The organism is Ensifer sp. ENS07 (assembly GCF_014852185.1).
Classification (GTDB): Bacteria; Pseudomonadota; Alphaproteobacteria; order Rhizobiales; family Rhizobiaceae; genus Ensifer; species Ensifer adhaerens.
The window spans coordinates 1-14531 of record NZ_JACVBE010000022.1 but is presented as its reverse complement, the minus strand read 5'-3'; the positions used below and the strand labels follow the sequence as shown (position 1 = coordinate 14531).

Below are 14531 nucleotides of genomic sequence, written 5' to 3'. Positions count from 1 at the left end.
GTCACACCGCCCGGCCGATCAGGGAGCCGATCAATGCGGTCGAGGCCATCGCGACGGCGCCCCAGAACACCACCCGGATGGTCGGTTTCGAGATGCTGGCGCCGCCCGCCCGTGCCCCGATTGCGCCGAGGATGGCAAGACCGATGAGGCAAGCAAGGGATACGGTCCATGCAGCCGTTCCGGCCGGCGCAAGCAGGGCGACGATCAACGGCAAAGCGGCGCCCGCCGCAAACGTGACCGCCGAGGTCAGCGCGGCTTGAACCGGTCTTGCCATCACATGGCTCGCCAATCCGAGTTCGTCCCGCCCATGGGCTTCGAAGGCATCCTTCGCCATCATCTGTTCGGCGACCTGCCGGGCCAGATCCGGGGCCACGCCGCGCTGCTCGTAGATCGCGGCTAGCTCGGCCAGTTCGGCCTCCGGCTGCGTCCCCAGTTCGTGACGCTCCCGCGCCATGTCGGCCTCCTCGGTATCGGCCTGCGAGCTGACGGACACATATTCGCCCGCGGCCATCGACATCGCCCCGGCCACCAGACCGGCCACGCCGGCAACAAGGATCTCATGTGAGGCGTTGGTCGCCGTCGCGACACCGACGATCAGGCTCGACGTCGAGATCAACCCGTCATTGGCGCCCAGTCCAGCCGCCCGAAGCCAGCCTATGCTTGTGAAGGGCGCGCATCATTGGTGCTCCGGGCAGTGATGTCTGTGCAGCGGGATGATGCTGCATCGACGCAACCTCATTCCGTGATGGAAAACGCAGCGAGATATTCAGTTTAGAATTATTCTAATTAAAGGATCGTTTCAAGATACATCCGGCCTTTGGAACCTCACTCGCCAACTACGCGGTCTACGGCCATTGAGCGATCACCAGATCCCGGCAGGTCTGCGATCAAGACCAAGATCGCTCGCCCGCCGGGCGGCCCGGTGTCACCCACAGATAGACAGCTTCGAGGCCAAGCCCACTCGCAACGCAACCATCGCTAGTCCAATTCCGTCTCCGGCGACGTACCGATGGTGCTGCCATCGCCGAAGCGCTTGACGCTGCCATCGACGACCTCGAGCGTTGCGGGATCGATCTTCACCTTGAGGACGTTTCCGCTGGTGTCAGTGACACGAAGTTCGTAGCAGCCATCGTCGATCTTCATCTTGTCGATGGTCCATCCGAAGTCGCCCGCAAGCTTCCCGAGCGCTTCGAAGGATTGCCTCTTCTGAGGCGGAACGTCGCACACTTCTCCAGCAAACGCGGACGTTGCCGGAAGCGCCGCGAGCAGTGCAAGCACTGCCAATGTCTTTCTCATGATTTATTCTCCTGGGCTGTGTGTTGTTGATGGAGGAAATCATGCACAGAGGGACTGACGGGCTACTGACGATCGGCAGGAATTGTCGTCAGCTTCCGGTCAGCAAACACCGCCACAGTTGCAGCGGCAAGATAATCGTTCTCACGGGCCTGTGTCGAAGCCGCGCCCTTCGCCTGCTTCTTCGTGGGTGAACCGTCGCGGATGTGGTAGATGCGCCTGAGGGTGGGGATGATCTTTTCGTCGTGCGTGACGACGATGATCGCCGTTCCGAATTTGATAGCCATGTCGTTGTGGATCCGGATCACGGCCGGCAAGCATGGGAAGCAGGGCGACATTGTCGGTCACGTCCAAAAAGGGAATGAGGTAAGGCGCCTGGAAGACAAAGCCGATTTTGTCGCGCCTCAACGCGCGCAGATCGCGGATCTTCCATCAATCGTCATAGATCAGCTCGTCGCCGAGAGTCATGCGTCCACCGCTCGGGTCGACAACCGGGGAAGGAGAACTGCCGGAACAGCGCCTTCAGCCCCGCCTCGTCCTCGCCGATCTCGGGATAGACCTGCGAATAGGTACCTTCCAGATAGGTATTGGCCACAATGCCCGGCCCGCCGTGGCCGGGGCCGCCGATATAGAGGACATCGGCATCGCGCATCCGGATGATGCGGTTGAGATGGGCATAGATGAAGTTGAGGCTCGGCGTCGTACCCCAGTGGCCGATAAGGCGCGGCTTCACATGCTCCGCCTTCAAAGGCTCGCGGAGCAACGGATGTCGTTTGGCATTTAACTGGGGTCTGCCTCACTTTGTGTGGAGATCGGCCGATTTGATTGGCATCATTCGCGCTCTTAGAAGTTCTGAACCCGCTCGGCCATACATTGCGCACTTGATCGTCTTCAGTCGGTTAATCTGACCCCCGCCTGACCATTGCTCCAGGAGATGGCGTTACAGACGGCGTCTATATCGCCGCGAGGAACCCGGGCAAAACGGGCCGGGAGAATGAGGCCAGAATGAATGGCATCATCGATCCATTCTTCGAGTTTCGCCGAAGTCCGGCCATGAAATATTCCGCGAAATCGCATGGAGAAGCTGCGCAAACAGCAAACGTCTGTGATCCGTGTTTGAGGGCATCCACTTTCCGTGCTTGATTGGATGGTAAGCGCGCCGCGCGGCTTGATGCAAAGAGTAGCGGTGACAACCGGTGCGATCAAATGACCGCTTTGCGGATCACGCACAGGCGCATTGTCAAGTGTTCTGGCGGCGAGCCCAATCCGAGCCGGCGCCGCATCACCATTATCCACTTCCGGCCTCTCGACGCTGCGCCAGGTCGCCAGGAGGCGTTCAAGATTGGAAAAGCTGCCGGTGTATCCGCGGCTCTTGATGTCATGAAGCGGTGATGTCACGTTATTTGCGGCTTAACGGTTGATGGCTATCGGTCGGTGATGAATTCATCGATCGTCAGCTACAAGAACCACCGTTTCCCGCCGCAGATCATCGCCCGCGCGGTGTGGCTGTATTTCCGGTTCCCGTTGAGCCTGCGGCTGGTCGAGGAAATGCTGCTGGAGCGTGGCATTATCGTGTCCTATGAAACGATCCGGCGATGGGGCCGCAAGTTCGGGCCGGCCTATGCCAAACAACTGCGCAGAAAGAAGCCGTCACGAAAAGATGTCTGACATCTGGACGAAGTGGTCATCTCCATCGCGGGTCGAAAGCATTGGCTATGGCGAGCGGTCGACCAAGACGGGTACGTTCTCGACGAAATCGTTCAGGCTCGTCGTGATACGAAGGCGGCCAAGCGATTGCTGGTGAGGCTGCTGAAGAAGCAATGCCTCACGCCGGAGCGGATCATCACCGACAAACTGCGCTCGTATGGAGCGGCCAAGGGGAGGCGATGCCGAGCGTCGAACACCGATCGCACGAGGGCCTGAACAATCGGGCGGAAAATTCACACCTGCCGCTGCGAAAACGAGAGCGGGTGATGCAGGGTTTCCGATCCGCGGGCGGCTTGCAGCGATTCAGATCAGTGTTTTCGGCGGTCAGAAATCTTTTCGTCCCGCAATCACAGAAGCGTTCTGCCCTGTGCACCCAAATTCACCGGATGCGGGCAATGGCCCAGTGGAAGGCCATAACCGGCATCGCCGCCTGACTCGATGGAAAGTGTTTCATCAGGCTTCAGTCAAACAACGTGACATTACCGGCAGATGCCATCGCAAGTCTTAACTGTTACGTACTTCCCTTCCGCACGTAATAAGCAATGATGTTTGCCGGACGTCGCGCCACGCCATCGCGAGCAGTTGCGGGGCGCGATGGACGAACGCATCTGTGAGCTTTTCGAGGCCTACGCATTGGCATCGACGACACTCGACAAGCTCGAGCGAGAGATGACGAGGCGTGAGCACTTGATAGATGAGTATCGTCAGATCTGCCTGGATTTGCAGGCGGACGTGATGACGATGCTCGCGCTGAGAAAGGGTAAGTCGTATCGTCGCTGATGAGCGGTCGTTTGTGTAAGCGACAACTTCGTCGAGAGAGAAACCGAGGAACCGGACGAGCCCGTAAAGGGCTAACAGACGAATCCCTCATCTTCCAGCCTCGTGAGGTGGCGGGTGTAGCCATCTAAGCCGTCCATCCTGTGCAGAGAATCGTCGGATTGGACGGCGACGGCAACCAGCGCCGCGGCTCTTATGCGGCAGCGAGGTCCAAGGATAATGCGGGCGTCACGACCTTGCTAGGCTTGCTACCCAATCGGGGCCCATCGTCGCGGCGATGCGTCATCTTGTCTATTCGCCCATGCGACGGAGCGCCGTGAGGTTCAAGACTTTTACGCAACGCGTGCTCTCGAGCCGGATGATTCCCATAGCGCGCAGCTTCGAAAAGCTCCGTGAAACCGTTTCGATTGTCATACCGAGATAGTCGCCGATATCTGTTCGGGTCATTGGCAGGTCGATCGTGCCGTTTGCGCCTTGACGTTCGAAAAGGTCAACGAGGAAGACGGCCACTTTTTCAAGCGCGTTCTGTTTTCCGACGACCAGAAGATGTTCCTGCGCCCGCACCATGCTCTCCAGCGCCAGCGCCATCAATTCGGGAGTACCATGGCCTGTTTCTTCGATGGCGACGGTGGTCAAACCCGTGGGCACGATGCTTTCAGCAAAGAAGCTACGCATGGCCCTCGCTTCGAAGCCGAAGGTTTCTCCGGCAACGTGAAACGCCACGACCTGCCGGCGTCCGTCGGCGAGGAGACGGAAAATCCGAACCGCGCCGTACTCGATCCGATAGAGCGCACCCGCCAGTTCGCCTTGGGCATAGATTTCGGTTTCTGCGTCGTAGAATGCGACCGGGCGCGGCCGAGCAAACGACCGACCAACAAGGCTGGCAGCGGCATTAAAGCCGAAGGAGGAGGCGATGGAAGCGGTAGAAGCGTGCATGGGACCGACCCTTTGTTGATGGTCAGATCATGACGAAGCATGGCCGCGTGCGAAATTCGTTCGTTCCACTACGCATTACTACGTAGTGCGGCCAAGGCCGCGATGACATCGGGGCCGGAAAGAGGTTTGTGAAGGACAAGAATGTTCTGAGGCCTCGCCCGGTCGATGTCTTCATCTGCAAGCAACAGGACTCTCTTGCCGGCCGCCAGCGCCAAGCATGCTTCGATGTCCGTCACCGGAAGAGATCCGTCAAGCACGAGGATCTCGGCCGCAGAGCTTCGCTCTTTTGCTGCAAGCCATGACTGGAACTGCTCGACCTGGTATCCATGCGCCTGCATTGCGAAGACCAATGAGCGGAGCAAGGCTTCGTCTTTCGCAATGGTGACGACAGGTGGCGGGCTGGACACTGCAGTTCCGTGGGTTCGAGCGATAATTCCTCAAACTTCGCACAGACTGAAAGTCCAGGCTTTGTCCCAGATCAAGATGATGGCGCGATTAGTCTGCGGTTTCCGCTGCGAGAGACATTCTGACAAGTTCCGGGAGACTGCGGGCCTGCATCTTCGCCATGACGTTCGCCCGGTGAACTTCAACGGTGCGCGGGCTGATGTCGAGCGTAAAGGCGATCGCCTTGTTCGGTTGTCCAGCAACGACCGCGGTTAGAACCTGACGCTCGCGGTCGCTGAGGGTGCTGATGCGCGCCCGAATGTCTTCAGCACTCTCGATTGGCGACGATGCATCGCTCAAACGCTCAGAGGCGCGTCGGATCGCTTCAACAATGGTGTGGTCGTCAAAGGGCTTTTCAATGAAGTCTACGGCTCCCGCTTTCATCGCTTCGACCGCCATCGGCACATCCCCATGGCCAGTTATCATGATCGACGGGATGGTTGTCTTGAGGGCGACCAGTCGGCGAATGAGGTCCAATCCGCTAAGGTCCGGCATGCGCATGTCGGTAATGAGCACGGCTTGCCGCAGATTTGGAGCAACGGAGAGGAACGCAGTGGCGGACTCGTGCACTCGAACACCCAGTCCGTTCATCGTCAACAAAAATGCGAGCGATTTCCTGACCGCCTCTTCGTCATCGACAATATGCACGGTGAAATCGTCAATCGGCATTTTCTTCCTCGTTGTATTGCGGCAAGGTAAAGCTGAAGCGCGCGCCGCCCAAACTCCCGCTGAAGACGGTTAGATCGCCACCATGCGCCTCGACGATGCGCTTGGAGATCGACAACCCAATGCCCATGCCACCAGCCTTGGTCGTTGTGAACGGCTTAAACAAGTTGGCGGCAATTTCCTCAGGTATGCCAGCGCCGGAGTCTTCGACCGCAATCATGACCTCTGTAGTGCCCAAGCGCCGAATGGTGACCAAAAGTTCCTTCTTGGGCGTATTTTTCATCGCCTCTACGGCGTTGCGCATAAGGTTTGTCAGCACCTGCTGTATCTGGATTCGGTCGACCAGGACCTGGTCTGCGCCTGATTCGAAATCGAAGACCGTTCGCACGCCTTTCTCACGCGACCCGACCAAAGCAAGCGCGCCGGCTTCTTCGACCAGTTGCCGCAGGTTGTGGGGAGACTTATCCGTCTCTCCCTTGGTGACGAATTCCCGCAAGTGTTTGATGATTTGTCCCGCACGCAGGCTCTGTTCGCCGGCTTCCTTCAGCGCATCCCGTATCTGGATGTCGCGCGGACTTTCGGCTTGCTGAAGCAGCCGCCCGCAACCGTGGACATAATTGGCTATAGCGGAGAGTGGCTGGTTCAATTCGTGGGCGAGCGTCGAGGCCATTTCGCCCATTTCGTTGAGACGGGCGAGGCGAGCCAACTCCGTCTGAACCTCTTGCAGACGAGCGGCCGATTCTTCGCGCTCAGTCAGGTCGCGTATAAAACCTGTGAAAAACCTTCGACCACCGGATCTCATCTCCCCGACGGCAAGTTTCATGGGAAAGGTCGACCCGTCCTTTCGTTGACCGACGACCACACGATCGGTTCCGATAATACGTTTTTCACCGGTCGAGAGGTACCGCTCGAGATAGCCGTCGTGTTCCTTGCGATAGGGTTGCGGCATCAGCATCCGCAGATTTTGGCCGATCACCTCATCTTCGCGGTAGCCAAACTGTCTGATGGCCGCAGCGTTGAACGATACGATCGTGCCGTCCTGCTCGCTGACGATGGTGGCGTCGAGAACAGTGTCCAGGATCGACCGGAGATGCGCCTCTCTAGTACGCAAGGCTTCGTCAGCGGTTGTTAACTCATGTTGAGCGCGTCGGAGCATTTCTCCCAAGAAGGAAATTGCGACCCCCACGGTGGTGAACACGACCAATTCCGGTATCTGTACCCCGCCAGGAGTAAGTGACCGAAGATAGGCTGCCGAACCGATGGAAGCGATGACAGCAAGGATCCCGGGACCGATGCCCCCGATTGCGGCTGCAAGGAGGACGGGGGGCACGAAAAGAATGTAGATTGCCCGATCATCTAGAACACCCATTAGGAAATAGCGAAGGACAAAGGCAATCAAGACCGCGGTGGCGGCAAATCCGTACGCTTTGACGGGTGACGAATTTCTGTGGAGCACGCAATCCGAAATGGTGCGCATGAAGCCGGCCCGACCAGTGAGCATTATGTCTTCTTCCGCGATTCCCAGTTGCACTCGAACTGACGTTTATCATCCAGACAATGCTGCTGTCACATGGAAAGCCGAACCTCTGCCTTGCCGAAACGGCGATTGGAATGTTGTTTCAGTCCGGATGATGGACCTGATGACGGTCGGGTTGGGGAACCAGTCTTGCGCTTTCGTGACTCAAGTGCCGGTCGGCCAGGGTGTCAAGGTCGGCGGCGCCACGCCCTTAATAGGCGCGAGTAAAACCGCCATCGTGCAGGATGTTCAAGCCTGTCATGTGATCCGAAAACTGCGAAAGCAATCCCTCGACCACGATCGCAACCTCGGCTGGCTCGCCATATTTGCGGAGTGGAACATTGTCCGTCTCGATGGCGAGCTGCGCCTCAAAGGAAATGCCGTTCTTCTGCGCCTTCGTTTCGAGTTTGTCTCGGTACCACGGCGAAAGTGTACCGCCGAGGGACAGGGTGTTGACGTGAATACCTCGGCTTCCAAGCGCGAAGGCGAGCGTTTTGGCTTCGCCGATCCAAGCGGTTCTGATGACGTTGGCCGTTGCGTAGTGGCCCAGGACTTGCGCTGACGAGATGCCGGAGATGATGACGATCTTGGCTCGCCGGCCCCGGGCGGGGTCCGGGTTCATGCGTGCGATCGCGGCTTTCAGCAACCCCAGCGGGCCGATGAAGCTTACCTGAAACAAGTGTCGCCAGACGTCAGGGGCGGGCATTGGATCGTCATCAGCATGCGGTTGCGGTGGCATGAGTACCACCCCATCCAGATTGACATGCTCGCTTTCCATTCTCGCTGCGAAAGCATCGATGGCGCGATCCTCACCTATGTCGGTCGCCCATGCCCGGTGCGTTCCACCAAGATCCCCAGCTAAGGCATCGAGTTTGGCCTGATTGCGCGCCACCAGCATCAAAGAATGATGCGGGGCCATTCGTCGGCAGATTGCTTCACCGATGCCACCGGTTGCTCCGGTTATCAGATAGGTTCCCATTTATCGCTCCCCGGACCGCGCGGAAGTCCCACCATATTGCGACCGGCGCTATGAAGCCGTAGCCTCTGTCGTGATTAACTCGACCCTCGTCGCGCAGCTTTGCGGCCACAGAAATTATTCCGCGCCGTGGTGTCGGGCAATCATGCAAACGGGTGAACACGCGGTCGCGGATGTTGCGGGTCCAGTCCCGGCGCTAGTGGAGAGTTTTGGGCCAGGTCACATCCACGAACCGTCCAATCGACCGAAGGTAAGTGATAATCTCAGACTTGAGGGATGCGCGGTTGCCGTACCGTTGGGCGATCCGTCTCAATTCCTCTTTGGCTTCTTGCTGCTCGTCGACGTCGCCAAGCACATACATGTCGTTGCCCACGGCGTTGATGTCGCAACCCGCCGCAAACACCTCGGCGACAAAACTCGGGATCTCATGGACATTCATGATACGCTTGCTGTCGGTCATGCAGCCTCGCTTGCTGAACGACAAACGAAGGCGAGGGCATCGGGTTCCGCGCCTCCGCGAGATTGATCTTTCCGAGCAAGGCGAGGTTACGTGTTTGATGTCATTTTAGCGCGCTCTCAATAACAACTGAATTGCCTACCGGAGATAGCCCACTGCGGGTTTCGCAGGTGTTTTCGCCATCCTGACTAGGCCTTCGTCCAGTGGCGGGAGTGTGGATTTCCACACCTTACCTTCTTCCGCACCTTCTTCCGCGTTGGCGAAAAGCTAAACCAATGCAGAAAGCACGAATTTCTAAAGGTTGCCGGATGCCTGCGCACGATGTTCCTTACGCAACCGAAGGAAAGGACTCAGCCGGGAAAACGCAGGCGCCCTTCATGCTCGGCAAGGTACTTTAAATCATCGCATCGCGAGCATCACTGTCGGCATCCTGCTTCTCGCGCTCGCCGTTGTCGCGTTGCGTGTTTGCCTAACCGTTGGACGTTGGGTAGCGTTTCCACAAGTCGTGATGAGTGGTGAAGAATTCCGATAGATTAGCGATCCTTGACCTTCATGTCTTCTTATCGTGTCTGAACGCTTCGGCAAATCGGGACATCAGCCGCACCAGATCTTCAACATCCTTCTCCTCCCATGTAGCGAAGATCGCTCGGCACATCCGCTCGCGCGCTGCATCGAGTTTGTCGGTCATATGCTTTCCCTCCTTCGTTATGTCCGCTTCTCGAATTCGTCGGTCGGCAACGCTTCCCTTGCGAGCGACGAGACCCAGGCTATCGAGCTTACCGACTTGCCGACTAACCGTCGTGTAATCCAACCCTATGCGCTCAGCCAGCTCAACAACGCCGATCGGCCCGAAACGCTCGATGGCTATCAGGAGGCGAAACAGCGCGCGATCCAGCGTAATCCCTGCTTCACGCACGAGTTCGTCGTCGCGCTGGGGGCGGTTCATCGCGCTGACGATCTCGATCAAGGCACCGTGAAGATCGCGCATCATCGCGGAGGTGCGTGTATTTTGCACATTGTTTGTTGACATCGGTCCCATCTCCATTTATGTGCATAATACACATATGGAGGCAGAGATGACAAATGATTTCGCTGCAGATGTACTCATCTGCGGAGCGGGTGCGGCTGGCCTGACGCTCGCCATTGAATTTGCGCGGCGCGGGGTTTCCTTCCGATTGATCGATCGGCTGAACGCGCCATTTCACGGGTCGCGCGGCAAGGGAATACAGCCCAGAACCCAGGAAATATTCGAAGACCTCGGCATTCTCGACAAGGCTGTGGCAGCAGGCGGACTTTATCCACGCCAACGGACCTATCGGGACGATGGAAGCTACAGCGATGCTGACATGGGCGAGATCATTCAGCCAACGCCGGCGGAGCCCTACCATTTGGCGCTCATGGTTCCTCAGTTCATAACCGAACAGATTCTACGCTCGCGCCTGGCCGAACTTGGTGGCCGGGTTGAATTCGGTCTGGAGTTGAAGGGGTTCGAGCAAGATGAGGACGGAGTTACTGCCTTTGTTGCGCATAATGAGCGCGAAGAAATCATTCGGGCACGCTGGCTGATCGGCGCTGACGGCGGCAAGAGCTTCGTGCGACGATCTCTTGGGATCGGTTTTCCCGGGAGCACGCTTGATGCGCGTGCTGTCGTTGCCGACGTCGAGCTTTCCGGGCTTTCCCGTGAGGTCGCTCACCGCTTCGCCAGGGGCGGCGACATGAGTTTGCAGATTTGGATCGGTCCGCTTGCCGGCACAGATCTGTTCCAGATCCAGGGACCTGTCGCGCAAGAAGCGCACGTGGATCTCACTCCCGCAGGGCTGACGAAGTTTGTCTCAGAGCGCACAGGTCAAAGCGACGTCGTCGTGCGCGCTGTCTACTGGGCCTCAGACTACGAAATGAACGCTCGCCTGGCTGACAGTTATCGGAGCGGCCGCGCATTCCTGGTCGGCGATGCTGCCCATGTCCATCCGCCGACTGGTGGCCAGGGCCTGAACACCAGTGTGCAGGACGCCTACAATCTGGGCTGGAAACTTTCTGCCGTGTTGCGCGGCGCGCCAGTTCGCTTGCTGGACAGCTACGAGGCAGAGAGGAGACCGGTCGCAGCCACCATGCTCGGCCTGGCAAGCCGCCTGCTTGACGCCCAGAAGCAAGGAGAGATGCGACGCGGCAGGGACGTCCGTCAGCTCGATATCGACTATCCGGTTTCCGGACTGTCGCTGAATTGCACGGCAACGCAGCCTTCTGTTCCTGCCGGCACGCGTGCTCCAGATGCACCCCTTCGCGGAGCCGGAGGACAGATCACCCGCGTCTTCGATCTGCTGAAGGGACCTCATTGGACCTTGCTGGCATACGAGTTCCCAAAGCAGACGGTCAAGTCACGTGCGGGATTGCACGTTCACCGGATCGGCTCCGATGGCGAGTTTTTCGACGCGTGGCAGCATTTCAAGGACGCCTACTCACTGATGCCGGGAGAGTGCGTCCTGGTCCGTCCGGACGGATACGTTGGCGCCGTCTTCGATGCCGAACGAGACGAGGACATAGAAAGCTATTTGGCTGGAGTGAACCTCACCTCTTTGCAGGAGGAACGCCGATGAAGGCGGCAATCGTCGCGGCGATGGGAAGGGAACCCGTTTTGGGTGAAGTCTCCCCGCCTGCCCCTCTCTTTGGAGAGAACTGGATCAAAGTCACCGCAGCCGCGATCAGCCATGTCGCCAAGGCGCGTGTTTCGGGTGCCCACTACAGCGCGAACGAGGTGTTTCCCTTCGTCGTCGGAATCGACGGCGTTGGCAAGCTCGATGACGGGCGTCGTGTCTACTTTGGTCTTCCCCGACCGCCGTTTGGAAGCATGGCTGAGTACGTGGTCGCAGCACCTCGCTTTTGTGTTCCCCTTCCAGACGACCTCGACGATTTTACTGCCGCTGCCGTTGCCAATCCGGGAGCTTCATCTTGGGCGGCGCTGACAGAACGGGCCCGTTTGCAGCCGGGTGAAACGGTATTGATCAACGGAGCGACCGGAACAGCCGGACGCCTTGCAGTGCGGATCGCGAAATGGCTTGGCGCCGGCAAGATTGTGGCAACCGGTAGAAATCCGATTGCGCTTGGCGAACTCAAGCAGAGTGGCGCCGTCACGACCATCCAGCTCGCGGCAGAACCGGAAGCCCTCGAACGCCGATTGGTGGACGAATTTGAACAAGGCATCGATATCGTTATCGACTATCTCTGGGGAAAGAGCGCGGTGTGCCTTTTGACCGCCGCTGCAAAGGCTGGCCGCGACCGGCCGCCGGTGCGTTTTGTGCAGGTGGGGTCCGCCGCTAGTTCTGAGATCTCTTTGCCGGGTGCTTTGTTAAGAGCGTCAGCGCTCGAGTTGATGGGCTGCGGAATTGGCAGCGTATCCGTGCAAAGGCTCGTTGAAATCACCGGCGAGGTGCTGCGTGCCACGATCCCCGGCAATCTGGACATCAATTTTAGAAAGGTCCCGTTCGCGGATTTCGACAAGGCATGGCCTAAGGACGACAGTACATCGCGTACTGTTTTCGACCTTACTCAGGGGGCGACGTGGGGATGAGCGACACCATGTATCCGAAAACCGCTTCCAAGATGCGCCGGAACTGGCAAACCTTGGCGCCACTCTTTCTGATCGTTTGCATCTATGCTGCTGGAATGGCGTCGGTCCTGCCTGTCTTGCCGTTCTACCTGCGGGACTTGGGGGCAGGCCCGTTCATCTTCGGCCTTGTCCTTGCGACGGAAGCATTCATCCAGTTTGTTGCCGCACCCACCCTCGGTCAGCTGTCAGACAGGTTCGGGAGGAAACGCATTCTGCTTGCGAGCCAACTTATGGCAGCCGCGAGTCTTCTTCTCCTCGCGATTGCGCCAAATGTGTTCGTCGTAATTGTAGCGCGCGCTCTCTTTGGACTGACAGGCGGCAATTTCTCCGCCGCCGCAGGTTACGTCGCTGACCACACGACACCTGAGGATCGGAGGCAGGCCCTTAGTATCCTGACCGGTGGCGTAGGTTTGGGCGGTATTAGCGGCGCCGGCTTGTCAGGGTTTCTCTCTAACACTTCGCTGACAATGCCAATCTTTGCAGCCCTTTTCCTCTCGATCGGCGCTGTTGGGCTGACAGTGTTTGCGCTCAAGCGAGATCAAGGAGCATCTCCTCAGACCACAAGATATCAACGCGAGAAAATCTCGTTTCGTGCCATCTTTTCCTCGCCGGTCGTTCGCATCCTGGTTCTTGTGATGTTATGCCATTTTCTTGCCTACGGCATCTATAGCTCGCAAATGCCAGTCTTCCTCGCGGAGACGTTCATCTGGAATGGGGAGCCTTTCGGCCCCCAGCACCTCAGCATCATCGTCGCGGCTGACGGAGTGATCAACATCTTGGTCCAGCTCGTTGTATTGGGTTGGCTCAGCCGGGGGCTCTCCGAACGCCACCTGATCCTTTTGATGTTCGGCCTGGTCTGCACAGGATTTTTGGTGGCCGGCCTGGCGACCACGGTGCCTTTTCTGGCATTGGCGGTCCTTTGCGTGAGCACAGGCGATGCCATGGCCAAGCCAACATATCTTGCGGCCTTGTCCGTTCATGTGCCGGGAAACCGTCAAGGGGTCGTCATGGGTTCCGCCCAATCGCTCGGAGCGTTCACGGACATTGCATCGCCTCTGATCGGCGGTCTGATTCTCGGTCAAAAACTCTACGGCGTGTGGATCGGTCTGGCGATGGGTGTGGCGGCCATAGGCGCCATGTTGGCGGCTGTAAAACTTCCCGCAACAGATCCGGAAACACCGAAGTCGTAGGCTGAGCTTGATCTGCCTCAGAAGATCCTTCCTCCGCGCCGCCGGCAAACGGTGGCTGCCCTCTCCGACGGAGTGACTGGATGAAGCTCTCAATTCGAGAGAATTATAGAATGCCCTTTCACGCCGCACTCGTCAGCGTGTCGATCCTCTTAACGGTTTTAAGCGGATGCACGACACCGGAACGTCCGATGTATAGTTCGTCCGAGGCGATTTGAGAACATCAGGGCTCACGTTGATGATCCGCGGCCAACGGCTTTAGAACATGACCCCTGGAGGCCGGTCGTCGTGAATGGAAGGCCTACTATGCTTGCCATCTCAGGCGGCGGTTCCGGGGGAGCCTTTGCAGTTGGAATCCTGTCCGCATGGAGCGAACTTGGAACCCGTCCAAATTTCGCAGTAATGACGGGCGTGAGCACCGGAGCCTTGATTGCGCCTCTTGCGTTCCTTGGACCTGAGTATGACGAGCAGCTCAGGCGCCTCTATCTGTCGGACAAAACGAGAGGTATCCTTGATATCGAATGGAAAGGCGTTGGTGTGTTCTCTCCCTGTCGTTTGGCATTTAACCGTAAGAATGCGCCCGTTCCGGCAGGTGATCGCACTTAATTTGAGATTTTTCCGTGCGAGTTTTGGCACTTGACGCCTTGCGGCCCGGCCATACCGTTTGTGATATTTGGCATTTTCTGATGAAGCTTGGCCGCAGGCAGCCATGTTTTCCTCGGCGGCCAATCTCACGTTAAGTGCCAACATCGAAGCCAGAATCTCAAATTAAATGCCCAATCTCAATTTAAGTGCCGCGCTATCTTGTTGAAATTATTGCATGCGGTGTCTCACGATTAAAGGTTCATCCTCAATTTCTGTGATTCAGTGGCAGCATTCTCGCCCTCATCAGTTGTGGGCCGGCGCGACCGTACATTGCTCGCTTCAGCATCTTGAGGCGGTTGATCTGCCCTTCGGCTTGACCGTTG

At 57.9% G+C, this 14531-nt stretch carries 14 protein-coding genes and 4 pseudogenes; 6 read left to right on the top strand and 12 right to left on the bottom strand.

Annotated elements, in window-relative coordinates; translation table 11 throughout:
• Position 1 precedes the first annotated feature (1 nt).
• The 5 genes and pseudogenes from IB277_RS35900 to IB277_RS35880 form a co-directional block, all read right to left on the bottom strand.
• A complete protein-coding gene (locus IB277_RS35900; RefSeq protein WP_112975517.1) occupies positions 2 to 658 on the bottom strand; it encodes a VIT family protein in 657 nt (218 codons plus the stop codon).
• 320 nt (positions 659 to 978) lie between these two features.
• Positions 979 to 1296 carry a PepSY domain-containing protein gene (locus IB277_RS35895; RefSeq protein WP_060581920.1) on the bottom strand — a complete coding sequence of 106 codons (318 nt, stop codon included), beginning with the start codon at positions 1294 to 1296 and terminating at the stop codon, positions 979 to 981.
• 141 nt (positions 1297 to 1437) lie between these two features.
• Positions 1438 to 1812: pseudogene (locus IB277_RS39075) on the bottom strand (ABC transporter ATP-binding protein); the annotation flags it as partial.
• A pseudogene (locus tag IB277_RS35885) lies at positions 1775 to 2062 on the bottom strand (phosphoketolase); the annotation flags it as partial. The pseudogenes IB277_RS39075 and IB277_RS35885, both read right to left, overlap by 38 nt.
• 27 nt (positions 2063 to 2089) lie before the next feature.
• Positions 2090 to 2676: pseudogene (locus tag IB277_RS35880) on the bottom strand (transposase); the annotation flags it as partial.
• Positions 2677 to 2730: 54 nt separating this feature from the next.
• Here IB277_RS35880 and IB277_RS35875 point away from each other — a divergent pair.
• Positions 2731 to 3434: pseudogene (locus IB277_RS35875) on the top strand (IS6 family transposase).
• A 115-nt stretch (positions 3435 to 3549) separates the two neighbouring features.
• Positions 3550 to 3780 (top strand): hypothetical protein, encoded by a 231-nt coding sequence (locus IB277_RS35870; RefSeq protein ID WP_060581917.1) that lies wholly within the window; start codon positions 3550 to 3552, stop codon positions 3778 to 3780.
• A 288-nt stretch (positions 3781 to 4068) separates the two neighbouring features.
• Here IB277_RS35870 and IB277_RS35865 read toward each other — a convergent pair whose 3' ends face one another.
• The 7 genes from IB277_RS35865 to IB277_RS35835 form a co-directional block, all read right to left on the bottom strand.
• Entirely contained in the window at positions 4069 to 4713 is a 645-nt protein-coding gene (locus IB277_RS35865) for a helix-turn-helix domain-containing protein (RefSeq protein WP_060581916.1), read from the bottom strand.
• 68 nt (positions 4714 to 4781) lie between these two features.
• Positions 4782 to 5120: a hypothetical protein gene (locus tag IB277_RS35860; protein WP_029742522.1), complete on the bottom strand. Its 339-nt coding sequence runs from the start codon at positions 5118 to 5120 to the stop codon at positions 4782 to 4784.
• A gap of 88 nt (positions 5121 to 5208) precedes the next feature.
• Positions 5209 to 5820, bottom strand: a complete 612-nt coding sequence (fixJ, locus tag IB277_RS35855) for a response regulator FixJ (RefSeq protein ID WP_029742523.1) — start codon at positions 5818 to 5820, stop codon at positions 5209 to 5211.
• Complete coding sequence (locus tag IB277_RS35850) at positions 5816 to 7300, bottom strand: PAS domain-containing sensor histidine kinase (RefSeq protein ID WP_060582018.1); 1485 nt, start codon at positions 7298 to 7300, stop codon at positions 5816 to 5818. The genes fixJ and IB277_RS35850 overlap by 5 nt, the downstream gene beginning before the upstream one ends.
• A gap of 250 nt (positions 7301 to 7550) precedes the next feature.
• Complete coding sequence (locus IB277_RS35845; RefSeq protein WP_060581915.1) at positions 7551 to 8318, bottom strand: SDR family NAD(P)-dependent oxidoreductase; 768 nt, start codon at positions 8316 to 8318, stop codon at positions 7551 to 7553.
• A 193-nt stretch (positions 8319 to 8511) separates the two neighbouring features.
• Positions 8512 to 8775, bottom strand: a complete 264-nt coding sequence (locus tag IB277_RS35840; protein WP_246812900.1) for a hypothetical protein — start codon at positions 8773 to 8775, stop codon at positions 8512 to 8514.
• 547 nt (positions 8776 to 9322) lie between these two features.
• A complete protein-coding gene (locus IB277_RS35835) occupies positions 9323 to 9802 on the bottom strand; it encodes a MarR family winged helix-turn-helix transcriptional regulator (protein WP_029742527.1) in 480 nt (159 codons plus the stop codon).
• A 46-nt stretch (positions 9803 to 9848) separates the two neighbouring features.
• Between IB277_RS35835 and IB277_RS35830 the strand changes: the two genes are divergently transcribed.
• The 4 genes from IB277_RS35830 to IB277_RS35815 all read left to right on the top strand — a co-directional run bounded on the left by IB277_RS35830 (position 9849) and on the right by IB277_RS35815 (position 14169).
• Complete coding sequence (locus IB277_RS35830; RefSeq protein WP_060581913.1) at positions 9849 to 11366, top strand: FAD-dependent oxidoreductase; 1518 nt, start codon at positions 9849 to 9851, stop codon at positions 11364 to 11366.
• Positions 11363 to 12337, top strand: coding sequence for a zinc-binding alcohol dehydrogenase family protein (locus tag IB277_RS35825; protein ID WP_060520149.1), 975 nt, complete (start codon positions 11363 to 11365; stop codon positions 12335 to 12337). Before IB277_RS35830 ends, IB277_RS35825 begins: the two co-directional genes overlap by 4 nt.
• Entirely contained in the window at positions 12334 to 13566 is a 1233-nt protein-coding gene (locus IB277_RS35820) for an MFS transporter (protein WP_060581912.1), read from the top strand. Before IB277_RS35825 ends, IB277_RS35820 begins: the two co-directional genes overlap by 4 nt.
• Positions 13567 to 13869: 303 nt before the next feature.
• Entirely contained in the window at positions 13870 to 14169 is a 300-nt protein-coding gene (locus IB277_RS35815) for a patatin-like phospholipase family protein (protein WP_112597219.1), read from the top strand.
• Positions 14170 to 14531: the final 362 nt, after the last annotated feature.

Bases quoted from the DNA above. Each gene is read 5' to 3' on its own strand.
- IB277_RS35895 (WP_060581920.1), bottom strand. From the start codon at position 1,296: ATGAGAAAGACATTGGCAGTGCTTGCACTGCTCGCGGCGCTTCCGGCA.
- IB277_RS35865 (WP_060581916.1), bottom strand. From the start codon at position 4,713: ATGCACGCTTCTACCGCTTCCATCGCCTCCTCCTTCGGCTTTAATGCC.
- IB277_RS35850 (WP_060582018.1), bottom strand. From the start codon at position 7,300: ATGCGCACCATTTCGGATTGCGTGCTCCACAGAAATTCGTCACCCGTC.
- IB277_RS35845 (WP_060581915.1), bottom strand. From the start codon at position 8,318: ATGGGAACCTATCTGATAACCGGAGCAACCGGTGGCATCGGTGAAGCA.
- IB277_RS35840 (WP_246812900.1), bottom strand. From the start codon at position 8,775: ATGACCGACAGCAAGCGTATCATGAATGTCCATGAGATCCCGAGTTTT.
- IB277_RS35835 (WP_029742527.1), bottom strand. From the start codon at position 9,802: ATGTCAACAAACAATGTGCAAAATACACGCACCTCCGCGATGATGCGC.
- IB277_RS35830 (WP_060581913.1), top strand. From the start codon at position 9,849: ATGACAAATGATTTCGCTGCAGATGTACTCATCTGCGGAGCGGGTGCG.
- IB277_RS35825 (WP_060520149.1), top strand. From the start codon at position 11,363: ATGAAGGCGGCAATCGTCGCGGCGATGGGAAGGGAACCCGTTTTGGGT.
- IB277_RS35820 (WP_060581912.1), top strand. From the start codon at position 12,334: ATGAGCGACACCATGTATCCGAAAACCGCTTCCAAGATGCGCCGGAAC.
- IB277_RS35815 (WP_112597219.1), top strand. From the start codon at position 13,870: ATGCTTGCCATCTCAGGCGGCGGTTCCGGGGGAGCCTTTGCAGTTGGA.